General features: G+C 64.8%; 18 protein-coding genes. 13 read left to right on the top strand and 5 right to left on the bottom strand.

Translation table 11 applies throughout. The features are described from left to right. The first annotated feature begins 340 nt into the window (after positions 1-340). The 11 genes from AC07RV_RS17610 to AC07RV_RS17560 all read left to right on the top strand — a co-directional run bounded on the left by AC07RV_RS17610 (position 341) and on the right by AC07RV_RS17560 (position 13408). Positions 341-988 (top strand): TetR/AcrR family transcriptional regulator, encoded by a 648-nt coding sequence (locus AC07RV_RS17610; RefSeq protein ID WP_208507351.1) that lies wholly within the window; start codon positions 341-343, stop codon positions 986-988. A gap of 306 nt (positions 989-1294) precedes the next feature. Further along, complete coding sequence (locus AC07RV_RS17605) at positions 1295-2593, top strand: aminotransferase class III-fold pyridoxal phosphate-dependent enzyme (protein ID WP_431513144.1); 1299 nt, start codon at positions 1295-1297, stop codon at positions 2591-2593. A gap of 100 nt (positions 2594-2693) precedes the next feature. Then, positions 2694-4220 (top strand): ABC transporter substrate-binding protein, encoded by a 1527-nt coding sequence (locus tag AC07RV_RS17600; RefSeq protein ID WP_492713762.1) that lies wholly within the window; start codon positions 2694-2696, stop codon positions 4218-4220. A gap of 48 nt (positions 4221-4268) precedes the next feature. Further along, positions 4269-4610 carry a N,N-dimethylformamidase alpha subunit family protein gene (locus AC07RV_RS17595; protein ID WP_208507354.1) on the top strand — a complete coding sequence of 114 codons (342 nt, stop codon included), beginning with the start codon at positions 4269-4271 and terminating at the stop codon, positions 4608-4610. Positions 4611-4617: 7 nt separating this feature from the next. After that, the gene (locus tag AC07RV_RS17590) at positions 4618-6885 is read left to right on the top strand and encodes a N,N-dimethylformamidase beta subunit family domain-containing protein (RefSeq protein WP_492713760.1); all 2268 of its coding nucleotides are present in this window, start codon (positions 4618-4620) and stop codon (positions 6883-6885) included. Further along, complete coding sequence (locus tag AC07RV_RS17585) at positions 6885-7676, top strand: SDR family NAD(P)-dependent oxidoreductase (RefSeq protein WP_492713758.1); 792 nt, start codon at positions 6885-6887, stop codon at positions 7674-7676. The genes AC07RV_RS17590 and AC07RV_RS17585 overlap by 1 nt, the downstream gene beginning before the upstream one ends. 5 nt (positions 7677-7681) lie before the next feature. Then, positions 7682-8623 carry an ABC transporter permease gene (locus AC07RV_RS17580; protein ID WP_492713756.1) on the top strand — a complete coding sequence of 314 codons (942 nt, stop codon included), beginning with the start codon at positions 7682-7684 and terminating at the stop codon, positions 8621-8623. A gap of 17 nt (positions 8624-8640) precedes the next feature. Then, positions 8641-9549 (top strand): ABC transporter permease, encoded by a 909-nt coding sequence (locus tag AC07RV_RS17575; protein WP_431513140.1) that lies wholly within the window; start codon positions 8641-8643, stop codon positions 9547-9549. 1 nt (position 9550) lies between these two features. Next, positions 9551-10552 (top strand): ABC transporter ATP-binding protein, encoded by a 1002-nt coding sequence (locus AC07RV_RS17570; protein WP_291785475.1) that lies wholly within the window; start codon positions 9551-9553, stop codon positions 10550-10552. Next, positions 10549-11520, top strand: coding sequence for an ABC transporter ATP-binding protein (locus AC07RV_RS17565; protein ID WP_492713754.1), 972 nt, complete (start codon positions 10549-10551; stop codon positions 11518-11520). The genes AC07RV_RS17570 and AC07RV_RS17565 overlap by 4 nt, the downstream gene beginning before the upstream one ends. Positions 11521-11578: 58 nt before the next feature. Next, positions 11579-13408 carry an NAD(P)-binding domain-containing protein gene (locus tag AC07RV_RS17560; protein ID WP_492713752.1) on the top strand — a complete coding sequence of 610 codons (1830 nt, stop codon included), beginning with the start codon at positions 11579-11581 and terminating at the stop codon, positions 13406-13408. A gap of 816 nt (positions 13409-14224) precedes the next feature. On the opposite strand, the gene AC07RV_RS17555 is transcribed toward AC07RV_RS17560, so the two are convergent. The 5 genes from AC07RV_RS17555 to AC07RV_RS17535 form a co-directional block, all read right to left on the bottom strand. Further along, entirely contained in the window at positions 14225-15319 is a 1095-nt protein-coding gene (locus AC07RV_RS17555) for a PepSY-associated TM helix domain-containing protein (protein ID WP_492713750.1), read from the bottom strand. Positions 15320-15330: 11 nt separating this feature from the next. Further along, positions 15331-17790 (bottom strand): TonB-dependent siderophore receptor, encoded by a 2460-nt coding sequence (locus AC07RV_RS17550; protein WP_492713748.1) that lies wholly within the window; start codon positions 17788-17790, stop codon positions 15331-15333. 156 nt (positions 17791-17946) lie between these two features. Next, positions 17947-19008, bottom strand: a complete 1062-nt coding sequence (locus tag AC07RV_RS17545; RefSeq protein WP_492713746.1) for a FecR domain-containing protein — start codon at positions 19006-19008, stop codon at positions 17947-17949. Positions 19009-19027: 19 nt separating this feature from the next. Then, the gene (locus AC07RV_RS17540; protein WP_492713973.1) at positions 19028-19564 is read right to left on the bottom strand and encodes a sigma-70 family RNA polymerase sigma factor; all 537 of its coding nucleotides are present in this window, start codon (positions 19562-19564) and stop codon (positions 19028-19030) included. A 232-nt stretch (positions 19565-19796) separates the two neighbouring features. Continuing rightward, positions 19797-20669, bottom strand: coding sequence for a LysR substrate-binding domain-containing protein (locus AC07RV_RS17535; RefSeq protein WP_431513133.1), 873 nt, complete (start codon positions 20667-20669; stop codon positions 19797-19799). A 108-nt stretch (positions 20670-20777) separates the two neighbouring features. Between AC07RV_RS17535 and AC07RV_RS17530 the strand changes: the two genes are divergently transcribed. Continuing rightward, positions 20778-21758 (top strand): Bug family tripartite tricarboxylate transporter substrate binding protein, encoded by a 981-nt coding sequence (locus AC07RV_RS17530; protein WP_431513132.1) that lies wholly within the window; start codon positions 20778-20780, stop codon positions 21756-21758. A gap of 25 nt (positions 21759-21783) precedes the next feature. Continuing rightward, a complete protein-coding gene (gene argH, locus AC07RV_RS17525) occupies positions 21784-23274 on the top strand; it encodes an argininosuccinate lyase (protein ID WP_492713743.1) in 1491 nt (496 codons plus the stop codon). Positions 23275-23846: the final 572 nt, after the last annotated feature.

The following is a 23846-nucleotide window of genomic DNA, read 5'->3' as shown; positions in this document are numbered from 1 at the left end:
ACGTTGATTTACGCCGCCGCCGCGTCGCCGGATGTCGCACGCGGGGCCTTCTTGTTGATGTCGGGTTGGCAGCACGGTAGCGCTAGGCTATACAAGAGGATCTCCCTGGGTACAGACGAAGAACTCTGGCTCGCGCGCTCCATAGCGTCGCGGGTGCAGGCCCGCCAGCCCCATTTCGGCGGCGCAGTGCAACCTATCACATGCGGACCACTGGCTCGTACACGAGAGGAGCGACAACATCGCGCTGTCTGGGCATGTGTGAAGAGCACAAGGCGGGCGGCGCGCTAGGATCGGCCTCATCCGGGAAGCTGGGATGCTTCCGTATCAGCCTGAGGGCCCCATGAGTTCCGAACCCGTCGCCCGGCCGCGCAGCGGCCCCCGCAATCCCGTGCGAAAGCACGCCCAGGAGCGTTTCGACGCGTTGCTCGACGCGACGGAGCAGTTGCTGGCTGACAATCAGAACGAAGAGATCAGCCTGGCGCAGATTGCCGACATCGCTGGCGTGCCGCTGGCCTCGGTGTATCACTTCTTCCCCAACCGAAACGCGGCCTTCGTCGCCTTGGCCCAGCGCTTCCATGCCGAGCTGTGGCGCCTGGCCGCGCAGCCGCATGACCCGATGCCAGAGACCTGGCAGGAGATGGTGGAGCGCAACCAGCGGCGCTCGTCCTCCTACTTGAACGCACACCCGGCGGCCTTGCGCCTGTTCATGGGAGCGGGCGTGAGCGTGCAGGTACGCAACCTCGACATGCACGGCAACACGGTGCTCACGCGCATGCGGGTGGACCAGTTCGTGCGCTACTTCGAGACGCCCCGCATCCCTGATTTCGAGAAACGCCTGGCCGTTGCGCTTGCGATTTCCGATGGCGTCTGGGCGCTGTCGTACAGCGCCCACGGGCGCATCACCGACGAGTACATCACTGAGTCGGTGCGTGCGGCCGTTGTCTACCTGCGCTGTTTCATGCCCGAGGTGCTGGAGCCTCGACGTTGAGACGCCGGGGCCCCGGGGCCTCGGTTCGGGCATGCGGGTTTTCCGCGTTCTTATTCGAATAATCTTTTAATAGTATTCGTCTTGGCATTGTCCTTGCGTCAGTGCCGGTTCTGCTCGCGTGTCGCTCATGCGTGAGCGAAATAGGTGCGCTTTTCCGCTGCAGTGCACCATCCTGACGTGAGCCTCCTGAGCCCCAAATTTTTGTTGAAGTCGAATTTTCTATCAATTACTATCGACTAAGACGGCGCGCCAACCGGCGTGTCGCAGCGAAGACATCGACATCAACCCCATCAAAGGACGGCTTCCATGTGGACGAATACCCAGGACAAGGCGCTTCAAGCGCGTGCGCAGCGCGTCATGCCAGGCGGCATGTACGGCCATGAATCCACGCGGCTGCTGCCGGCGGACTTTCCCCAATTCTTCCAGCGCGCGCAGGGCACGCGGCTCTGGGACGTGGACGGCAACGAGTACATCGACTACATGTGTGCCTTCGGCCCTAACCTGTTGGGCTACGGTCACGAGGCGGTCGAGGCAGCCGCACGTGCGCAGGCGCAGCGCGGCGACACGATGACCGGCCCAAGTGACGCGATGGTGCGACTGGCCGAGCTGTTCGTCGACACAGTGAGCCATGCGGACTGGGCGATGTTCTGCAAGAACGGCACCGACGCTACGGCCATGGCGCTGGTGTGCGCGCGGGCTCATCGCCAGCGCCGCAAGGTGCTTCTGGCTCAAGGCGCCTACCACGGCGCGGCGCCGTGGTGCATGCCGCAGGCCGCGGGAAGCACGCCCGAAGATCGCGCGCACATCATCCCGTTCCGCTACAACGATCTGGACAGCCTGGCGGCGGCTGTCGAACTCGCCGGCGACGATCTTGCAGGCATCTTCGCCACGCCATTTCGCCACGAAGCCTTCAGCGACCAATACCTGCCGGGCGCTGACTATGCGCGTGCCGTGCGGCGGGTGTGCGACGAACGCGATGCGCTGCTGGTTGTGGACGACGTGCGCGCGGGCTTTCGCATGGCGCGTGACTGCAGTTGGTCCGCGCTCGGCGTGCAGCCTGACCTAAGCACATGGGGTAAATGCATCGCCAACGGCCATCCGATCTCGGCCATGCTGGGTTCGGAGAAAGCGCGCGACGCGGCCAAAAGCATTTACGTGACAGGCTCCTTCTGGTTCTCTGCCGTTCCAATGGAAGCGGCGATTGCCACACTGCAACTGGTCCGCGACACCGACTACCTCGAACGCATCATGCACACGGGTCAGCTGCTGCGTGATGGGCTGCAAGCGCAAGCTGCCAGCCACGGTTTCGCGTTGCGTCAGACCGGCCCCGTGCAGATGCCCCAGATCTTTTTCGAGGACGACGCCGATATGCGCGTTGGCTATGCATGGACCGCGGCTGCCGTACGCCGCGGGGTTTATCTGCATCCATACCACAACATGTTCATCAATGCGGCGCTCACGCCCGAGGACGTAGCCCGCACGCTCGAGCGTACCGACGACGCCTTTGCCGAGTTGCGCCACAGCCGTGCCGCGCTGCCGCCGCAAAACGATCCGCGCGTGATGGAGCGCCTGCGTCGCGCCGCGCTCGCAACCGAGCCCGCCTGAGGCCCGCTTTCCCCAAAGACCTTCGACCCATCCCTCATCGCTCCTGGAGATTCGCATGAAACGCAGAGATGTCCTCAAGGCCGGCGCCGCCGGTGCATTGATGCCGGGCTTCGCCATCGGCCAACAGGCCAAGGTGATCAAGTTCGTCCCGCAGGCAGACCTCGCGCTGCTCGACCCGGTGCAGACCACGGGCTTGGTCACGCGCAATCACGCGATGATGGTGTTCGACACGCTCTACGGCATGGACAACCAGTTCCAGCCGCAGCCGCAGATGGTTGCCGGGCATCAGGTCGGCGATGACGGCAAGACCTGGACGCTCACGCTGCGCGACAAGCTCGCGTTCCATGACGGCACTCCAGTGCTCGCGCGCGATGCGGTTGCCAGCATCGAGCGCTGGGCCAAGGTCGACGTGCTGGGGCAGCTGATGCGCGCGCAACTCGACGAGCTCAGCGCGCCGAGCGACAAGACCCTGCGTTTTCGCTTCAAGAAGCCGTTTCCCTTGCTACCGCTCGCACTGAGCAAGACCAGCGGCATGTGTCCGATCATGCCGGCGCGTTTGGCCGCCACCGAGCCGTCAGTGCAGGTGACGGAGATGGTGGGCAGCGGGCCCTTTCGCTTCGTGCCCGGCGAACGGGTGCCGGGGTCGCGCGTGGTGTATCAGAAGTTCGCGGGCTACGTCCCTCGTGAGGGGGCACCAGCCTTCACCTCGGGCGCCAAGATCGCCTATGTCGATCGCGTGGAGTGGCACACCATCCCCGACGCCGCCACGGCCGCTGCAGCGTTGCAGTCCGGAGAGGTGGATTGGTGGGAGCAGCCCATCCCGGACCTGATCCCGGTGTTGCGTGGCCACAAGGACATCAACGTGCAGGTCCACGACAAGGCCGGCTCGATGGCGATGATTCGCTTCAATCAGCTCAACGCGCCCTTCGACAAACCCGCGGTACGCCGCGCGCTGCTTGCGGGCATCACGCAGTCGGACTACATGATGGCCGCGATGGGCGAGGACAAGCTGCGCTGGCGCGACAACGTGGGCTTCTTCCTGCCGGGCACGCCCTACGCCAACGACGGTGGCATGGCATCTCTCACGAGCGCGAGGAGCCTCGAAAAGGTCAAGAAGGACCTTGCCGCAGCAGGTTACAAGGGCGAGAAAGTGGTGATGCTGGTGCCGACCGACTTCGCGGTGCTCAACGCGATGAGCGAAGTGGCAGGTGATTACTTCAAGCGCGTGGGCATCAACCTCGACTACCAGTCGCTCGACTGGGGCACGGTGCTGCAGCGCCTGGCCTCCAAGCAGCCGATCGACAAGGGCGGCTGGAGCCTGTTTTGTAACTTCGTGCCGGGCATCATCACTACCAGCCCGCCGTTGCACACCTACATGCGCGGCGTCGGGGCCAAGGGCACATTCGGCTGGCCCGAAAGCGCCAAGCACGAGGCGCTGCTCGATGCTTTCTTCGGCGCCGCCGCACTCCCGGAGCAGCAGCGCTTGGCCCGCGAGATGCAGCTACAGGCCTTCCAGGATGTGCCCTACATCCCGACGGGACTGATGCTGCAGCCGGCCGCATACCGCAAGAGCCTGGGCGGCATGCTTGACGGCTCGCCGCTGTTCCACAACATCAAGAAGGCCTGATCCGCGGCGATCGCGATCCTCCTTCGCCATCACGAAAGTGGCCCGTCCATGCTCACCACAGACGCATCCCAGGCGCGTTACCTCATCGATCCCACGCGGCTCGACCTGGCACGCGAGTTCCGTCGCATGCCGCGCGGGCATTACAGCCTGGAGCTGCAGCAGGTGCTCTACCGGATGCGCTGGTCCGGGGTGGGGCAGCGACACGTGCTGCTCATGTTGGAGCCGGGTCGACGCTGGATGCTGGCGCAACTGCCGGCGCGGCGCGGCGAGCCGCTGAAGACCTTCCCTGAACAGGTGTTCACGAGCATCGCGGATGCGGAGTGGACGGTGTTTTGCCTGCGCTGGGAATTGCTCACCGGCGAATCGATCTCGAACCTGAACCTCGACTGAGGCCCCCATGCTGAATACCGTTGCCGTCATCGGATATGCCGCGCCGATCGAAGTCGCCCGCGGCTCGACCGTCGAATTCAAGCTCAGCAGCGCCACGCTCACCTCGGCGCGCGCGCAAATTGTGAAGATCCGCTGCGGCGATCCCGATCCATCGGGACCCGGCGTTCAGCTGATTGCAATGCCTTCGCCGCTAGACGGTGAGGTCGCGCTCACCCATCAACCAATTCATGCCGGCTCCTGTGGATTGGTCGACGATGCACCGGTGCTGCGCGCACTGGGCTCTTTCAGCATCGGCTGCTGGGTTTGGCCGACCTTGCTCGATGCTGGCGCGCAGACCGTGGTGGCGCGTTGGCGCGAGGACACGCAGGAGGGCTGGCGCCTGGGCCTCGATGCGCAGGGCCGCGCGAGCTTCGCCGTCGCAGTCGCGGGCCACACTTGCTCGGCGACCGCTTCTCGCGCGCTGCTTGAACGGGAGTGGGCGTTCATCGGAGCAAGCTATGACGCGACCAGCGGTCAGTTGGCGGTGTTTCAGCACAGTCTCGATGTTCTTGGTGGGCGAGATCGCAGTGCCTCGGACAAAGGCTCGGCGCCGCGCCACGCCGCCTGGCCCGCTGGCTTGCCGCTGAGCTTTGCGGCGCACCTGTGCGATGACGGCACGCAGCATCTGGCGGCAGCGCATTTCAATGGAAAGATCGACCGTCCACGGCTGCATGCCGGCGTGCATTCTCTCGAGGCCCTGCGCGCCAGCGCCGCCGCGCTGCGGCCCGCGCGCGGTGACGCCGACCTCGTCGCGGCCTGGGACTTCTCGGAGGGCATCGGCAGCGACCGCATCGTAGACCGTGGTCCTCACGGCTTGCATGGCGTGCTGCGCAACGCGCCCACGCGCGCCGTGACCGGCGCCAATTGGAGCGCACGCACACCGCACTGGACCGAGGCGACCGAGGAGTACGGGGCCATCCATTTCCACAACGACGACATCGACGATTGCCGTTGGAATACCAATCTGTCCCTGGACATTCCGACGGACTGGCCCAGCGGCTTCTACTCCCTGCGGCTGCGTGCCACAGACACCGACGGCCAGCCCGCCGAGAGTCACGTGCCATTCTTCGTCGGCGCGCAGCCCGGCCAGGCGCGCGCGCGCCTAGCCTTCGTGGCTTCGACTGCCACCTTCCTCGCCTACTCGAACAGCGCGATTCGCCTCGACCTGCAGCCCACCGAAGCGATGCTCGAACAATTGCTTGTACTGGGCCCCGACGACGCCTACCTGCAGGAGCACCGCGAGCTCGGACTGTCGACCTACGACACACATTCCGACGGCAGCGGTTGGTGCTATGCCAGCGCCGCGCGGCCGATCCTGAACATGCGCCCCCATGGCGGTGGCTACTACCAGATGGACACCCGCGTGATCGACTGGCTCGACAGTACGGGCATTTCTTACGACGTCATCACCGACTCGGACATTCACCGTCACGGTGCGCAGTTGCTTGCGGGCTATGGCTGCGTCCTCACCGGCTGCCATCCGGAGTACTACACACAGCAGATGCTCGATGCTTTCGAGACTTATCAGGCCGGCGGCGGTCGGCACGTCTATCTCGGCGGGAACGGCTTCTACTGGCGCACGGCCTTCCATCCGACGAAGCCCGGTCGCATCGAGATCCGCCGCGGGCTCACTGGAACGCGCACCTGGGAGGGCGAGCCTGGCGAGAACGGTCTGTCGAGCACCGGCGAACCCAGCGGCCTGTGGCGCAGCAACGGACGTCCGCCGCAGCGCCTGGTGGGCGTGGGTTTCGATGCCCAGGTGTTCGACCGCGGCTGCGCCTACAGGAGGCTACCTGACAGCCTCGATCCGCGCGTTGCCTTCATCTTCGAGGGCGTGGGCGAGCAGGAGGTCATCGGCGACTTCGGCCTGCGCGGTGGCGCCGGCGGCCATGAGATTGATCGCGTCGACACGCGCCTGGGCTCGCCACCGCACCTTCTGCGCGTGGCCACGGCCGACGACTTCGGCTCGGGTGGGCTTGCCACGCCCGAGGAGTTCGGCGTGAGCCACCGCGGTCTAGGTGGCGATCAGAACAACCAGATCCGTGCCGATATGACTTTCTTCCCGACCGCGCGCGGCGGTGCTGTATTCACCACCGGGTCCATTGCCTGGGGCATGGCACTTGCGCACCGGGGGTACGACAACAACGTGAGCCGCATCACCGCCAACGTGCTGCGCCGGTTCATCGACCCGGCACCGTTCACGGGCTTCGGCGCCAGCGACGAGGAGGCGTACTGATGTTTGCGTCCATGCACGGCCGCACGGCCATCGTCACCGGAGCAAGCAGAGGCATCGGCCGCGGTATCGCGGCTCGTTTTGCCGCGGCTGGCATGCAGGTGCTCGTGGTGGCACGGCGGCTGGAAGACGCGCAGCGCACCGCGCAGGAGATCGGTGGCACGGCCTCGGGCTTTGCCGCCGACATCACCGACCCCAAGGCCACACGCGCCATGGCCGCGGAAGCTCTCGCGCGCTACGGTGCCATTGACGTGCTGTGCGCCAACGCCGGCATCTTTCCGCGCGCTCGCATCGACGAGATGACCGCGGACGGCTTCGACGCGATGACCAGCGTCAATCTCAAGGGCACCTTTCTATCGGTGCAGGCGTGCCTCGACGCGATGAAGGCGCGGCACGATGGCCGCATCGTCATCGTCGGCTCGATCACCGGCACGACCGGCGGCTATCCAGGCTATGCGCACTACGCAGCCAGCAAGGCTGGCCAACTCGGCTTCATGCGTTGTGCTGCGATCGAGCTCGCGCCCTGGGGAATCACGGTGAATGCGGTTCTGCCCGGCAATGTGCGCACTGAGGAGCAACCTGCGCACAAGAGTGAATATCAGCGCAAGAAGCTCGTGATGAGCCCGTTTGGCCGCCTCGCGGGGGTGGAGGACATCGCCAACGGCGCGCTGTTCCTGGCGAGCCGTGAGGCAGGCGCGATCACCGGGCAGACGCTGATCGTCGACGCAGGGCAGTCGCTGCCCGAGTCGCCTTCGGCGGTCGAAGAAGCTATGGCCGCGGCCGCGAGAGACTGAGCGCCATGTTCGCTTACATCCTTCGCCGCGCAGGAACCACGCTGCCCGTGATGGCCATGGTTGCTTTCTTCATCTTCAGTCTGCTGTACCTGGCACCGGGCGACCCGGCCGCCATGATCGCGGGTGACCAGGCCACTCCCGAGGACCTCGCGCGAATTCGGGAGAGCCTCGGCCTGTCGCGTCCCTTCCTTGCGCAGTTCGCCGACTGGTCGTGGCGCGTGCTGCACTTTGATCTCGGCAAGTCGATCTTCACCGGCACGCCGGTGACCGCGCTGATCGGCCAGCGCATGGAGGCCACCGTCTCGTTGCTCGTGATGACGCTGGTCACTGCCGTGCTGATCGCGGTCCCGTTGGGCGTGATGGCCGCGTGGAAGGCAGGCAGCCTGTTCGATCGAGCCATCATGGCTTTCGCCGTATTCGGCTTCTCGGTCCCCGTGTTCGCCGTCGGCTACGTGCTGGCCTGGGTGTTCGCGCTGCAGATGCAGTGGCTGCCGGTGCAGGGCTACGTGCCGCTATCAGAGGGTGCATGGCCCTGGCTGCAGCGGCTGTTGCTGCCGGCCTTGACGATGAGCTTCGGCTATGTCGCACTGATCGCACGCATCACCAGAACCACCATGCTGGAGGTACTGCAGCAAGACTACGTGCGTACCGCGCGGGCCAAGGGACTCGCGAGCCGTGGCGTACTGTTCGTGCATGCGCTGAAAAATGCCTCGGTGCCGATTGTCACCGTTATCGGGCTGGGCATTGCCATGTTGATCGGCGGTGCGGTGGTTACCGAAAGCGTCTTCGCCATTCCGGGCATTGGTCGGCTCACGGTGGACGCTATCCTGCGACGCGACTACCCCGTCATCCAGGGGGTGGTACTGATGTTCAGCTTTGTCTACATGCTGATCAACCTGTTGATCGACGTCTCGTACACCTTGCTAGATCCGAGGATCAGGTATTGAACTCCTTTCACATTCCCATGGAAGTGCGCACGATGCCCGTGCCTGCGTCCGAGGCTGCTACGCAGCCCGAACTGCTGCCGCCGGTAAAGGTGCGTCGCGGCTGGATTGGCTTCGTCCGCCGCCATCCCACGATCGCCATCGGCGGGGGCCTGCTGTTGGTCCTGGTGCTGATCGGACTCTTTGCCCCCTGGCTCGGCACTGTGGACCCGAGCGCGATCGCGCCGGCGCGGCGCACGCGTGCACCGTCTGCCGAATTTTGGTTCGGCACCGACATGCTCGGTCGCGACGTCTACTCGCGTGTGCTTCTGGGTACACGGGTTTCGCTTGTCGTGGGGTTTTCGGTGGCCTGCATTGCCACCGCGATCGGGCTCGCGATCGGTCTGCTGTCGGGTTTCGTGCGCTGGGCGGACGGGCCGGTCATGCGCGCAATGGATGCGCTCATGTCGATTCCCCCGATTCTTTTGGCCATCGCGCTGATGGCGCTCACGCGTGGCAGCATCGGCAATGTGATCATCGCCATCACCATCGCGGAAATCCCGCGCGTGGCGCGGCTGGTGCGCGGCGTGGTGCTCTCACTGCGCGAGCAGGCTTACGTGGACGCGGCCATCACTACAGGTACGCCTACGCTGCGAATCATCCGGCGCCACATCCTGCCCAACACGATCGCGCCAATGATGGTGCAGGCCACCTACATCTGCGCCAGCGCGATGATCATCGAGGCCATGTTGTCGTTCATCGGGGCAGGCATTCCACCCTCGACGCCCTCGTGGGGCAACATCATGGCCGAGGGCAGGGCACTGTGGCAGGTGAAGCCTTACATCGTCTTCATCCCGGCCGTGTTCCTGTCGGCCACGGTGCTGGCCATCAATTTGCTGGGCGACGGGTTGCGCGATGCGCTGGACCCGCGCGTGGCCAAGGGGATCTGAGATGGCACTGCTTGAAGTCGAGAACCTGCGCGTGCACTTTCGTACGCCCGACGGCATCAACCGCGCCGTCGATGGTCTGTCGTTTCACGTGAACGAAGGCGAGACGCTGGCGATCGTGGGCGAGTCGGGATGCGGCAAGTCCGTCACCTCGATGTCATTGCTGCGCCTGTTGCCCGAGCCGCCAGCCAAGATCGCGGGGCGCATCCGTTTCCAGCAGCGCGACCTGTTGGCGCTCGACGACGCCGCGCTGCGCGCGGTGCGCGGCAACGAGATCTCCATGATTTTCCAGGAGCCGATGACGAGCCTGAACCCGGTGCTGACGGTGGGCTTCCAGATCGCCGAGACGCTGCGCCTGCATCAGAAGCTCGACAAGCGCGCGGCCGCCAGGCGTGCCGTCGAGATGCTGCAGCTGGTGGGAATTCCGGCCCCCGAGCGCCGTCTGCACGAGTATCCGCACCAGTTGTCAGGCGGGATGCGGCAGCGCGTGATGATCGCGATGGCGCTCGCCTGCAATCCGAAGCTGCTGATTGCCGATGAGCCGACAACCGCACTGGACGTCACCATTCAGGCGCAGATCCTGGATCTGATGGCCGAGCTCAAGCATCGTACCGGCGCGGCCATCGTGCTGATCACGCACGATCTCGGTGTGGTCGCCGACGTGGCCGAGCGCGTGATGGTGATGTATGCCGGTCGCAAGGTCGAGGAGGCGCCGGTCGCGGAGTTGCTCGCGCGCCCACGGCATCCCTACACGCGCGGCCTGCTCGCGGCGATTCCGCGGCCTGGAGCGTCGCAGCATGGCCAGCGTTCGCGGCTGGCCGAGATTCCGGGCATGGTTCCGAGTCTGAAGCAGCGCATCGACGGCTGCCTGTTTGCTGGCCGCTGTGCCCAGGCGACCGAGCTGTGCCATCGGGCGATGCCCGCGCTCGAAGCCAAGTCCAGCGGCCATTTCGCGGCCTGCCATCACGCGCCCGCCGAGACGAATCCCATGGAGCTTGTCGCATGAGCCATCTGCTCGAAGTCAAGGACTTGAAGAAGCACTTTCCGCTCAAGCGCAGCTGGCTTGGTCAGGCGACGGGGAAGGTGCATGCGGTGGATGGCGTCTCGTTCCATGTGGAGCGTGGCGAGACCCTGTCGCTGGTGGGTGAGTCGGGATGCGGAAAATCGACCGTCGGTCGATCGGTGCTGCGCCTGTTCGACCTCACCGCAGGCGAAGTGCGACTGGACGGACAGCGCATCGACAACCTGTCCGCACGGCAATTGCGGCCGATGCGGCAGAAGTTGCAAGTTGTGTTCCAAGACCCGTTCGCCAGCCTCAACCCGCGCATGACCGTCGCGCAGGTGCTGGCCGAGCCCATCGAAAACTTCGAGCCTCATCTGTCTGAGCAAGCGCAACGCGCCCGCGTGGAGCGATTGCTGGACCTCGTGCGGCTGCCGCGCGATGCCGCGCGCCGCTATCCTCATGAGTTCTCGGGCGGCCAGCGCCAGCGCATCTGCATCGCGCGCGCATTGGCTTCGAATCCCCAGCTCATGATCTGCGATGAAGCGGTCTCGGCGCTCGATGTGTCAGTGAAGGCGCAGATCGTCAACCTGCTGCAGGACTTGCAGGCCGAGCTCGGCTTGGCGCTGCTGTTCATCAGCCACGACCTGGGTATCGTCGAACACATGACGCACCGCGTGGCAGTGATGTACCTCGGCCGTATCGTTGAGCAAGGCACTGCGCGCGATCTGTTCGCCGCGCCTCGCCATCCTTACACACAGGCATTGCTGTCGGCTGCGCCTGGTCAAGCCAAGGGCCATCGGCGCATCGTGCTCAAGGGTGACGTGCCGAGCCCGGTGAACCCGCCTGCTGGCTGCCATTTCCATACCCGCTGCCGTCATGCATTCGACCGCTGTCGCAGCGAGGCGCCAGTGCTGGAGGACAAGGGTGGTGGGCACCAGGCAGCGTGTCATCTCCAGAACCTCCCTGATTGAAAATCCACCTCGCGAGAGCCCCACGAGAGCAATAGAGACAACCCCCGCCACTTTCCCCATGATCGTCCAAACCTCTTCCGATTCCGAAAACTCTTCCACGGCTGCCGCACAAGTCGCTGAGTGGCTCGAAGCCCTGGCCGACACACTATCCCAGCAAAAGCTGGAGGCGCTGGATGGCTTGTTCGAGCCCGACTGCTTCTGGCGCGACTTCCTTGCGTTCACTTGGAACATCAAGACGGTCGAGGGCGTGGCTTCGGTACGAGAGATGCTCTCGCATGTGCTACCGCGGATGGACGGCTCGATCGCCTGGGCGCTTGATCGCGCAAGTGTGCAGTGCGAAGGCGAGGTCGTGAGTGCATGGTTCCGTTTCGAGACTGCAGTGGGACGAGGCCAGGGGCACCTGCGACTGCGCGCCGGCCAATGCTGGACCTTCTTTACCGCCTTGCGCGAACTCAAGGGTTTCGAGGAACGCAAGGGGCGTCGGCGTCCGTTGGGAACCGCCCACCACTACGGGCCGGGGCGCACGACTTGGCTGGAGGAGCGCGAGCGCGAAGCGGCGGCACTTGGCCGTACCGAGCAGCCCTATTGCGTCATCGTTGGCGGCGGGCAAGGCGGCATCGCGCTGGCGGCGCGACTGCGTCGCCTGGATGTGCCTACCCTTGTGATCGAGCGCAATGCAAAGGCAGGGGATTCCTGGCGCCAGCGCTACAAGTCGTTGTGCCTGCACGATCCTGTGTGGTACGACCATCTTCCCTACCTGCCCTTTCCCGAGGACTGGCCAGTATTCACGCCCAAGGACAAGCTCGGGGACTGGCTCGAAGCGTACACCCGCATCATGGAGATCAATTACTGGTCGTCCACGAGTTGCGAAAGCGCATGCTATGACGAAGCCGCGCAAGAGTGGGTGGTCAGGGTGCAGCGCGAGGGTGAGGCGATCGTGTTACGGCCCAAGCAACTGGTCTTCGCGCTTGGCGTCTCAGGCTATCCGAGCACGCCGGTCATCGAAGGACACGAGACCTTCACGGGCACGCAATCCCACTCGAGTGCCTACGAAGGCGGCGAAGCCTGGCGCGGGAAGCGCTGCGTGGTGCTCGGCTCGAACAATTCGGCCCACGACATTTGCGCGGATCTGTGGGAGCACGGCGCGCAGGTCACGATGCTCCAGCGTTCGTCGACGCTGATCGTCAAGTCCGACACCTTGATGCAACGCGTGATCGGCAAGCTTTACTCCGAGGACGCGCTCGAGCGTGGCATCGATGCGGAGCGTGCTGACTTGATCCAGGCTTCCACGCCGCTGAAGCTCTCGGCGCAGATGAATGTACCGATCTACGAAGAGATCGCCGAGGCGGATGCTGAGTTCTATGCGCGGTTGCGCAATGCTGGCTTCATGCTCGACTTCGGGGAGGATGGTTCAGGCTTGCACACAAAGTACCTGCGCCGTGGATCTGGGTACTACATCGATGTCGGTGCCTCGGAACTTGTAGCCGAGGGCAAGATTGGCTTGCGCAGCGGCGTGGGCATCGCACGCATCGAGGCCGACCGCGTGGTGCTGACCAGCGGGGAGACGTTGGAGGCTGACCTGCTGGTGTACGCCACCGGGTACGGCTCGATGAATGCGTGGGTGGCGGACATCGTGTCTCCAGAGGTGGCCGATCGGGTGGGCAAGTGCTGGGGGGTGGGGTCTGACACCGCCCGAGATCCAGGCCCTTGGGAGGGTGAGTTGAGAAACATGTGGAAGCCGACCTGCCAGACGGCGCTGTGGTTCCACGGTGGCAATCTCAGCCAGTCGCGCCACTACTCGCTCTACCTTGCGCTGCAGTTGAAGGCGCGAATGGAAGGGATCGATACGCCGGTATGGGGTATGGAGCCGGTCCGGCACCTTCGGTAGCGTCGTTGGGTATGACGAGGCCGCGTGTGACGTCGGAAACAGACCAGGCGCTGTGGTCGATACATCCTCGTGTCGTCCTGTGATGTAGGAAGTGCTTGCTGGTGAGGGGCGAGACCCATTTGCCAAATCCTTCGTCCGGCGCTGGCACTCGATCGTCACCGTCGATAAGTTTCCGCCCGTCAGGCGCTTGACGGACCGGTTGGCTTCGTGCTGTTGATGTTTGCCAGCTCGTACTCTTGGCAAGCGCTCTGACAGGGTGCTGTCGATCGTTCTTGCGCATGAGCGCCGGACTCCGTGGCCAGTCCGCCTCGCCCGCCGTTGCTGCGTAGACGGGCAGGTAGCGGATCCCCGGCTACTGACGAGCGGAAGATCGGGAGGCTTGTGCTTCCTCCTTCTGCAGGAGCTGAAGGTCTGCCGCGCCTTGTCGAAGATTGGCAGTCCTGTGACTGTGGTCGTCGAGCCCCAGTTCGTTTTTGTCCTGTGTCTAGCCGATTCACCGGTGAGCTTGAAGAGCCCGAAGTCGTACGAGGCGCCGAGGTTGAAGATGTTGATCTTGCGGTTCTGAATCGCACCTGAGGCGATTCAGGGAGGTCGACACGTCAGTTCACGTGGACGTGTGCGACTCCCATGGCTCGTGGTTGCTCTCGAGCCACGCACGTCGGCAGAGCAATTTTTGAATCGTTCACTCACGCCGCATTTCTAGCGATCGGGCAAGCGGTGCTGGGCTGGCGCGGTGTTAGCTATCGGTGACGCGCCGGCCCTGCTGCTGCAGTCCGTCGAATGGATGTTCAGCAGCCTCTATCGATTCCAAGGGTCTCATTGCGCCCTCTTGAGCCGACGCCGGACCCAAAGATGCAGACCACTGACCAGCACAATGATGGTCATCGTATCTAGCGCCGCCCAGATCAGCTTCAGCGGCAAGCCACCATAGTCGCCGAAGTGCAGCGGCCGCGAAACCTGCAGCAATCGCAGATAGACCGGCATCTGCGCGATCGCATCCAGCCGGCTGGTTCGTGCATCGACCAGCGCCGCGGTGAAGAGCCGGTGTGTCAGCGGCGTGTTGCCGTTGGTCCAGACCAGAAAGTGCCGTGGATTGGCGAAGGCCCGGCTCGGAAAGATCAGGCTCGTGACATTGCGCCCCGGCAGTGCTTCGCGCACGGCGTCGTACGCCGCTTGCGCCGATGCCGGATGCGCGATCACGGGCAGGTCGGCGGGCCCGGCGAGCAGCGCCTTGGTCTGCGTGCTTCGCCAATGCGCCGACAGCGGCTTCGACAACGCGTTGAGCACGCCGGTGGCGCCCACGGTCAACGCCCAGACCAGCGTGCAGACACCCAGCAGGTTGTGCAAGTCGAGCCATCGTCTGCGCGATGGCCCCTGCCGCACCGTGCCGAAGCCGATGCGTGCCGGATAGGGCAGGTACAGCACGAGGCCGGACACGGCGGCCAGCACGAACAGCAGGCCCGTGCCGGCCAACACGTATTCCCCCACCGACCCCGCCAGCAGTTCCGCGTGCAGCCGCCGAGTCAGTTGCATGAACGATGGAGCCTGGGCCGCCTGGGAGACGCGCTCGCCCACCAGCGCGCCGGATCGCGCATCAAATTCCACGCGATGGTCGAGGTCGCGCCGCGGGCTGTCGGCCGGCGCCATCACCACTTTGACGAGCGCTTCCTCATTGTCGACGAACACGAAGCGAACGATCTCCGCGGGATGACGCGCGCGCGCGGTCCGCACCATGCTGTCGATGCCCGTGATGGCCTCGTTCTGGCCGATGGCCTCGCGCGGCACCCGCGCTGCGAGCGCTTCCTCGATGTCGTCCGCGAAGACGAGCGGCAGCCCGGTGAGGCACAACAGCAGCACGATCGCTGTGCAGGCGAGACTGCTCCACCGATGGATTGCCTGCCAGGCGTGCATGCCAACTCTTATCAAAAGTCGAAGGTCGCGGACAGGGCCAAGGTCCGCGGCGCGCCGCGCGCCAGACCGAAGCTGCTCGATGCGGCCGCCCAGTAGTCGCGGTCGAGCAGGTTCTCGATGCCCGCGCGCAGCGTCACCGGTTGTCCGCCTGCTCGCAGGCCGTAGCGCGCGCCGATGTCCACGCGGTTCCAGGCCGGAATACGCTGCGAGTTCGCGACGTTGTAGGACTGGGAGGAGGTGTAGATGAAGCGCCCCGTCAGTGTGAGGCCCGGAAGCTGCGGTACATCCCACTCGGCGCCGAGGTTGAACTGGGTCGTGGGCACGCCGATGGCCTTGTTGCCGTCGTAGCTGCCGTTGGCGGTGCGCGTGAGTTCGCCGTCCATGAAGGTCACGCCGCCAAGCAGGCGAAGGCCGCGCCATGGTTCGCCGAAGACATTGAACTCCAGGCCGCGGTTGCGCTGCTCGCCGTCCATTGCATATTGGTTCGTCGCGGTGTTGACGAAGCCGGTGGGCTGGCGGATCTGAAACAGGCTCGCGCTGGTGGCAAAGTCGCCGAAGTCGTATTTGACGCCGACTTCGAGCTGCTTGGCCTGGATGGGCGCGAACACCGTGCCGGCATTGGCAGTGCCTGCGGGTGCCGCTGGACCTTGGCTCAGGCCCTCGATGTAGTTGGCATAGAACGAGGTGTTGGCCCAGGGACGTACCACCAGACCCACGGCCGGGCTGGTGCGCTCGCGGTCGTAGCTGCTGGTGAGCGTGCCGGCGGTGCTGAAGTTGAAGGCCTTGACCTTCTGCTGGCGCAGTCCGAGCGTCAGCTGCACGCGGTCGTTCAGAAAGTGCAGCGTGTCGGCCAGCGCCACGCTCGTGAGCTCCGACTCCGCCGTGCGCGGCGCGACGCTGCTGTAGCTCAGCAGGTTCGGTGGCGCGACGTACGAGGGGAAGTACATGTTCGACCGGTAGGTCGAGACGACGGGGGCCAGCACGCCCGAGTCGGTATGCAGCGTGTCGACGCTGAGGTTGAGGTCATGGTGCACGCTGCCGGTGACCAGCTTTGCCCGCAACCCGGCCTGCGCGGTGCGCGTGTCCGAGAACGTGGGCTGGAAGTACTGGTTGGCCCGGAAGTCGCCGAGCGCGTTCTGCAGATAGATGAAGTTGTACAGGCCCAGGAAATCGTTCTTGCGGCCGCCGAAGGCGGCGTACGCGGTCAGCTCGGACGTGATGTCGAACTCGCCCTGCACCATGCCGAAGCTGTCCTTCGAGGCGGCGAAGTACCAGGGCTGGCCCAGGCTCAGGGTGTTCTTCGGGGCGCGCGGGATCTGGAAGTTCGCGTTGTCGGTGAAGACCACGCGCGTCGGCGCATCGGTGTGTATGTCGTGGTAGCCGAGGTCGGCCGACAGACGTAGCCGTTCGCCGCGGAAGTCGAGCTTCAGCGTGGCCGAGCCCGCGCGCTGCGACTGATCGTCCACGCCGGTGCGGCCATCGCGGTAGGCACCGTTGAAGCGCACACCCCACCGGTTGTCCTCCCCGAAGCGGCGACCCAGGTCGACGTGGGCGCCGTACTGCGCATCGGAGAAATAGCTCGTTGTGAGCTGAGTCACGGGCGCATCGGTGGCTCGCTTGGTCACGAGGTTGATGTTGCCGCCGACGGCGCCCGTGGGTGCCATGCCGTTGAGCAGCGCGCTCGGTCCCTTGAGCACTTCCACCCGCTCCACCGCCTCGAGGCCGCCGGTCATCTGCGGTGGCACGATCCCGTAGAGGCCATTGATCGCCATGTCCTGCGTTTGGGTCGGAAAACCGCGGATGGTGAACTGGTTGATGTAGCTGCCGTCGGGCCAGATGGTGCGCACGGACGGGTCGTTCTTGACCACGTCGCCGATGGTGCGCGCCTGCTGATCCTGCAGCGTCTTCGCGGTGAAGCTCGTGGTGTTGAAGGGCGTGTCGAGGAAGTCCTTGTCACCCAGCAGGCCCAGTCGCTGGCCGCGCCCGACCTGGCCGCCGGCGTAGGGACGTGGTGGCTCGCCCGGGAAATCGGCACCGGCGGTCACGGTCACGGAAGGCAGCGAGCCCGTGGCGCGCGCGGCGGGCGCCCCCTCGGACGTGCTGCGACGGCGCAGGCTGTACTCGCCGGCCGGATCGCGCACGACTTCGAGGCCGGTGCCGACGAGCACGGCCCGCAGGGCTTCGGCCACCGTGTGTTCGCCCGTGAGGCCCGGGCTGTCGATGCCGACGGTCAGGCGCGCATCGACCGCGATCTGTGCGCCCGACTGCCGGCCGAGGCGGCTGAGCACCTGGTCGAGGGTGCCAGGCGGAACGACGAATTGGCGCCGCGGCTCGGGGACGGGCGATGCCGTCTGAGCCCACAGCGGTGTCACCGGCAGCACGCTGGCGGCCAGCAGCGCCACGCAGCCCATCGCCTGGGCCAGGCGCGCCTTGTTGAACCGGGGAGTAGAGGTGGCCTGAACGCCCGCCATGTGCAGATTCCTTGTCGCTGTGAATGAGGTCGGATGGCGAAGCCCGCCGCCCGCGCAAGATGCGTCGGGCGTGGCTTCTCGACAGGAAAGCCGCACGAGATCCGAAAAGCTGCCTTTTTTTTTGTAACAGCCGCGAGGACGCGCGGAGCGTGGCGCTCAGCGTGGCCCGACGGTCACCCAGTAGCGCGTGAGCCGGCTCACGCGCACGGGCAGTTGTCGCTCGAGCGAGGCCAGCACGCGCTCAGTGGGCGCATCGCCATCGAGCGGCCAGCTGCCGGTGATGCGCAGCTGTGCGACCTCGGGTGCGCAGCGCAGCCGCCCGGGCCGGTAGCGGTCGAGCTCGGCCACGAAATCGACCAGCCGCATGCCCTCGGCGGTCAGCATGCCGCCGGTCCAGCTCGAGGCCGACTCGTCGAGCGCGCTCGACGCGCCGATGCCGCCGCGCGTGAAGCGCAGTTTCCGGCCGGCAGGCACCAGCGTCGGCGGCTGCTCGGCGGGCTGCAGCGCCGTTCGAACCTGCACCGCGCCCTCGCTGACCGACAGCAGCGTGCCGTCTTCCGCGTCGTCGGACACGATGCGCCGCACCACGAAACGCGTGCCGACGGGCGTCAGGGTGCCGTCGCGCGTGGTGACGACGAAGGGACGGCCCTGGTCGTCATGCCCCGTGCTCACCTGGATCTCGCCCGCGTGCAGCAGCAGGCGGCGCTCCTGCCCATCGAAGCGGATGTCGATCGAGGTGGCCGTGTTGAGCAGCAACTGCGTGCCGTCGGGCAACTGCAGTCGCCGTCGCTCGCCCACGGCCGTGCGGGCATCGGCCAGCGCGCCCGCGAGCGGACCGCCGTCGGACCATCGGTGCTGGACGAGCAGGATGGCGCCACTGCCCGCCCCAACCCAGGCCAGTGTCTTCAGCGCGCGGCGTCGCGAGGAGACGTTGGCGGCCTGCCGCAGGGCGGCACGCGCAAGCGCGGGTGTGACGCGGGCTTGCGCGGCCTGCAAGGGCGCGTGCACGCCCTGCAGCCGCTGCCAGGCGCGCGCATGGTCGGCGTGCGCGCGATGCCAGGCATCGAAGGCGGCCTGGTCGTAGGCGCCCTGCACGCCCGAGGACAGCTGCACGAACCATTGGATGGCCTGCGCGACCACCTCCGGCGGGAGCGAGCGGCCATCGTCGGCCGGTGAGGGCGGCGAAGCGGAAGGCACGAGCTCGAGGCGGTTGTGCATAGAAGGCGGCGAAACGGGTTCAGACGCGCGCGCCGGCCGATGGTCCGGGCGAGGGGTAGAGCGCCCGGTAGCACTGGGCCACGGCTCGCGTCATGGCCTTCTGGACCACGTTGACGCTCAGGCCAAGCTGGACGGCGATCTGCGGATAGGTCAGGCCGTCGAGTTGGGAGAGCAGGAATACCTCGCGCACTTGCGCGGGCAGGCCGTCGAGCAGTCCCGCGATCTCCTCGAGCGTCTGAAGGATTGAGAGCCGCTCCTCCGCGGAAGGGACGAGCTCCTGCGGGCGCGCCGCCAGCGTTTCGAGCCAGGCCTCTTCGAGCGCGCGCCGGCGCCAGTGACTGGCGACGAGGCCACCCGCGATGGTCACGAGGTAGGCACGCGGTTCGCGCAGGTCCTGCGGCTCGCGCTTGCCGAGCAGGCGAACGAAGGTGTCGTGCGCCAGGTCGGCCGCATCGAAGGCATTCCCCAGCTTGCCGCGCAGCCAGCCGATCAGCCAGCGGTGGTGGCTGCTGTAGAGCGCGGCGATGTTGGGAGACGTGGACGGGTCTTGCACGATGACGGGCGCCGATCAAGAAGGACGCAAGTGCGAGGCAAATGAAAACTATTCTCATCTTAGCGGTAGTTCAGTGATCGTGCCCATCACTCGGCGCTCCGCTGCGGCTGAGAGTTGGCGTTGATTTCGTCGAATTGGCCCTTCAACACAGAAATTTCCGCTCAAGCCGGTGTGGCCTCGCGGCCGACCTGCCACGCACCCGCTCCTCATGCACAGTGGCACTTTGGGGGGACGGCTATCGAAGAACTTGATCGACGGCCGCGATGAAGTCGGAAACCAGCGCCTGCGTGGATCGATGCTTAGCGCGTACGAGGTAGCAGCGAAAAAGGATTTCCGGTTCGAAGGGAATAGCTCGCACGCCCAGCAGCGACAGCTCCTTGTGAATTAGCGGATTCACAATGCTCACTCCGAGACCGCGCGCCACCATGACGCAGATGGTGCTCGCCTGGGTCGTCTCGATCTCGAGCTTGCGCACCTCCGGATCGAACAGGCGATCGATAGCATGTCGAGCCGTATCGTACGAAGGCATCGAGATGAAGCACTCGCCTGCAAGATCCGTCGGCTTCACTTTGCGTTTGCGCGCCAGTCTGTGCCCCTCGGGCACGATGCACACGGCACTTTGCTGATGGATGAGTTCGCTGTCGACCTCCTGGGGCAACGCGACCGATGCCGCCAGTCCGAAATCGCTCGCACCGGATGCAGTTGACTTGCAGATGGTCGCGGAGTCGGCGGTGCTGACCACGACGGGAACGCCGGGTCGCATCTTGCGGAAGATCTCGAGCGCTCGAGGCAAGAGGCTGATGCCTAGCGCTGGGGAGACAGCCACACGCAGTCCGTCGACGCCATATGTCCCGATCCGCGCGGCGGCCTCTTGAATCGACGACAACCCAACGTAGGAACGCTCGACCTCGCGCATTAGCGCATAGGCCTCCGGCGTTGGCGTCACGCGGACTCCTACGCGATCAAACAGCTTGAGCTGCGTCTCGCGCTGTAGCAGAGCGATGGCTCGGCTGACGTTGGGCTGAGAGGTGTGCAATTGCTTCGCCGCGAGGGTCATCGAGCCCGAAAGCATGACGGCACGGAACATCTCGATCTGCTTGAAATTCATATCAAAAACGAATGAATGATTCGATTCTTGTCATTTGACGGCATGAACTGCCACTTTAATACTCGAAACCACCAGCCGGATCGACGTCCCCTAATCACTGGAGCCGCCATGAGTTCACTTAGCCGCCTTTTCTCCCTCCTCCTTCGCATGCCGCTGGCGTTTGCTACGGCATGTGCGTTCACGACAGCGTCGGCGCAGAAGTATCCCGATCATCAGATCGAACTCGTGGTGCCTTTCTCGCCGGGTGGCTCGACGGACGCCATGGCGCGTCTGGTTGCGCCGAAGCTCTCGCAGGACATGGGCGTGCCCGTGGTGGTTGTGAACAAGCCGGGTGCGGGCGGAGCGATCGGCACGAGCTACGTATTGGCCTCGGCCGACGGTTATCGAATCATGACAGGCGGCAACTCCAACCTCGGCCCCATCCTGGTGTTGGGCGAGCAGGCCAACTACAAAATCGCGGATGTGGCGGCGCTGGGCATGGGCACGACGAATCCTCTCGCGATCGTCGCCCGAACCGGACGGTTCGCGGACTTTGGCGCGTTCGTTCAGGAGGCAAGCCTCAAACCGCAAGGTGGCTTGTCCGCAGCCTCGTGGGGGCCCAAAACGCCTTCGCATTTTTACATCGCGCTGTTGGGGCAGCAATTGAAGCGAGAGTTCCTGCATGTGCCGTTCGACGGCGGAGCGAAAGCAATGCTCGCGGCGATGAGCGGCCAGGTCGACATCGCCATCGTGACGGTCGCAACGGCGCTCACGAACATCCAGGCCGGCAAGCTGGCGGCGCTCGCTGTCACGTCGGGCAAGCGATCGATCGACCTGCCTTCGGTTCCGACCATCGCAGAGCTTGGGCATGCGGGCGCCGAATATGTTTCGTTCGACGGCTTCGCGACGAGTTCGAAGCTTCCGGCTGACCGACTCGAGCTTTTGCGCACCGGCATCTCGAAGGTTCTCAATGATCCTCACTACAAATCGGGAATACGCAAGATTGGGGCTGAGCCCGCATTCCTTTCGGGAGCGGACTACGACGAATTCCTGAAAAAGAACATCAAGACGCTGGCCGAAGTGGCCGCGAAGACACCGATCAAGGACTGACGATCGTTCAACTGGAGCAGACAAGATGGGAAGAATTCAATCGGAGGCGAAGGCGCCTGAATTGGTGAAGCACGTGATGCGCGCTTTTCTCGAGGACATGGGGGAATACTTCCATGTCCATCTGAGGATTCACAAGGCACACACCCTGATGCTCGCCGAGCAGAAGCTGGTCTCGGCGCAGGAGGGAGCTCAGATCCTGCAGGCGTTGCGCGAACTCGAGCGTGGCGGCAAAGACGGGTTCGAGCTGCATCCGGATACGGACCTGTACATGCAGATGGAGGCATTCATCAAGTCGCGCGCTCCCGAGGCCGGGGGCAAGATGCATATGGGCCGGAGTCGAAACGACCTCTATGCGTGTGGTGCTCGGATCATGACGCGCGACAAGCTCATGCCGATGATCGCTGACGTGTTGGCATTGCAGCGTGTGATCCTGGAGCGAGCTGGCGAGCATGCTGCCACCGTGATGCCAGGCTACACGCATCTGCAGCATGCCGAACCCATCACCCTCGGACACTTCCTCGTGGCTTTTCACGACGCGCTCGCGAGAGATGTGGTGCGTTTGAAGGCGGCCTATGACAGCGCCAACCAGAATGCGCTGGGCGCAAGCGCTCTGGCCGGCTCGAGTTTTGCGCTCGACCGCGATCGAACGCGTGAACTGCTCGGATTCGACAGCGTGGTCGAGAACTCCTACGACGCCGTAGCGGCGCGCGACTACATCGTGGAGGCGATCACTTCACTCGCTGTCATGGCATCCAGCATCACCCGCGTGGTCGATTCCCTGATCGTCTGGAGCACGTCGGAGTTCGGCATGGTCGACATGCCCGACAGCTACGGTTACACCAGCAGCATCATGCCGCAGAAGCGCAATCCGGGTTACTTCCTTGAGAGCGTGCGATCGAAATCGGCCCGGATTACCGGCGACGTGGCGAGTGCGCTTTGCACACTGAAAGGCACCACCTTCGCGCAGTCCCGTGACACCAGCTTTGAGATCACGGTGCCGGTGTTTCGCGCCTTTGGCGAGGCCGAGGGCGTGGTCAATGTGATGCGAGGCGTCATCTCCCGCATGATCGTTCGTCAGGAAACTATGGCTGCGAACTGCGCCGGCGAGTTTTCAGGGGCGACCGAGATCGCGAACTTTTTGGTCAAAGACAAGGACCTTGACTTCCGCTCGGCCTATTCGGTGGTGGCAAACACAATCCGCATCGCGTCCGAGCGCGGTCTCTCGCCCGATGGTGTGACCGCCGGGCTGATCGACGAAGTTGCCACCTCGGTACTCGGAAAGCCGGTGGGTCTTTCGGAAAGCCAGGTGCGGCTGGCACTGGATCCGGCAGGCAACGTCGAGCTCAAGCAGACGGTGGGCGGGCCGGCGATGAAGGAGGTGAAGCGCATGATCGAGGCGCGCTGGCAGTCGCTTGCAACCAACGAGGGAAAGTATCGCATGCTGGTCGATCGCCAGCAGGCTTCTGAAGCCGCGCTCGATGCAGCCATCGGCAGCTACATAGCGGCCATCGACTGAACAGGTTTCCATCCTCGTCGCGCGGGAGGAACGCACGCCCCGGGGTCGGTGGGACGGGCCGACATGGCGAGGCCTAGAGTGGCGTCTTTCGAATCGTGTCGGCGTTTGAGCTCACCGGCCCCGAAGCGCACATGCCGACTTCTTCGTCACGTCTCGACGTGCCACGGCCGATGCCATCAACGCCGAGCCGATGATCACGATGGCGCACGATGCTAGTTCGAGCAGCAAGTCCTGTTGACGTGTTACGCGCAAGCCACCAGGAAGCGTAAGTGCGTCATTCTCGCGACGACTCGAGGGTACGGGTCAGGGCAGAGGGAGCGGTTCCGGGGATGAGCGTACCGGCGACGCTGCGTGCTTGGTGTGCGAACATGCATGCATGCGCTAGTGTCGTTCGGTACTTCGGACACACAAGCGCAAACAGGCAGTCCTCCCGCGCCGTGTTGGGCCTCACTCGACGCGAGGGGAGGGCGATTGGGCCGCGAAAACAAAGAACAAAGATCTCGGACACGGGAGCTGATGTGTGGTGGCTCCACTCGACCTACCTCCTTAGCCGCCGTTCCCCCCTTCTTTGT

The sequence above is a fragment of the Variovorax sp. GW821-FHT09B01 genome (genome assembly GCF_059418345.1).
Note: the sequence above shows the minus strand (reverse complement) of the source record. Positions and strands in the feature narration are given on the sequence as shown.

Coding starts and splice junctions, on each gene's coding strand:
- AC07RV_RS17565 (WP_492713754.1), top strand. CDS start 10,549: ATGAGCCATCTGCTCGAAGTCAAGGACTTGAAGAAGCACTTTCCGCTC.
- AC07RV_RS17610 (WP_208507351.1), top strand. CDS start 341: ATGAGTTCCGAACCCGTCGCCCGGCCGCGCAGCGGCCCCCGCAATCCC.
- AC07RV_RS17605 (WP_431513144.1), top strand. CDS start 1,295: ATGTGGACGAATACCCAGGACAAGGCGCTTCAAGCGCGTGCGCAGCGC.
- AC07RV_RS17550 (WP_492713748.1), bottom strand. CDS start 17,790: ATGGCGGGCGTTCAGGCCACCTCTACTCCCCGGTTCAACAAGGCGCGC.
- AC07RV_RS17600 (WP_492713762.1), top strand. CDS start 2,694: ATGCCGGGCTTCGCCATCGGCCAACAGGCCAAGGTGATCAAGTTCGTC.
- AC07RV_RS17575 (WP_431513140.1), top strand. CDS start 8,641: ATGGAAGTGCGCACGATGCCCGTGCCTGCGTCCGAGGCTGCTACGCAG.
- AC07RV_RS17585 (WP_492713758.1), top strand. CDS start 6,885: ATGTTTGCGTCCATGCACGGCCGCACGGCCATCGTCACCGGAGCAAGC.
- AC07RV_RS17570 (WP_291785475.1), top strand. CDS start 9,551: ATGGCACTGCTTGAAGTCGAGAACCTGCGCGTGCACTTTCGTACGCCC.
- argH (WP_492713743.1), top strand. CDS start 21,784: ATGGGAAGAATTCAATCGGAGGCGAAGGCGCCTGAATTGGTGAAGCAC.
- AC07RV_RS17595 (WP_208507354.1), top strand. CDS start 4,269: ATGCTCACCACAGACGCATCCCAGGCGCGTTACCTCATCGATCCCACG.
- AC07RV_RS17555 (WP_492713750.1), bottom strand. CDS start 15,319: ATGCACGCCTGGCAGGCAATCCATCGGTGGAGCAGTCTCGCCTGCACA.
- AC07RV_RS17560 (WP_492713752.1), top strand. CDS start 11,579: ATGATCGTCCAAACCTCTTCCGATTCCGAAAACTCTTCCACGGCTGCC.
- AC07RV_RS17580 (WP_492713756.1), top strand. CDS start 7,682: ATGTTCGCTTACATCCTTCGCCGCGCAGGAACCACGCTGCCCGTGATG.
- AC07RV_RS17545 (WP_492713746.1), bottom strand. CDS start 19,008: ATGCACAACCGCCTCGAGCTCGTGCCTTCCGCTTCGCCGCCCTCACCG.
- AC07RV_RS17535 (WP_431513133.1), bottom strand. CDS start 20,669: ATGAATTTCAAGCAGATCGAGATGTTCCGTGCCGTCATGCTTTCGGGC.
- AC07RV_RS17530 (WP_431513132.1), top strand. CDS start 20,778: ATGAGTTCACTTAGCCGCCTTTTCTCCCTCCTCCTTCGCATGCCGCTG.
- AC07RV_RS17590 (WP_492713760.1), top strand. CDS start 4,618: ATGCTGAATACCGTTGCCGTCATCGGATATGCCGCGCCGATCGAAGTC.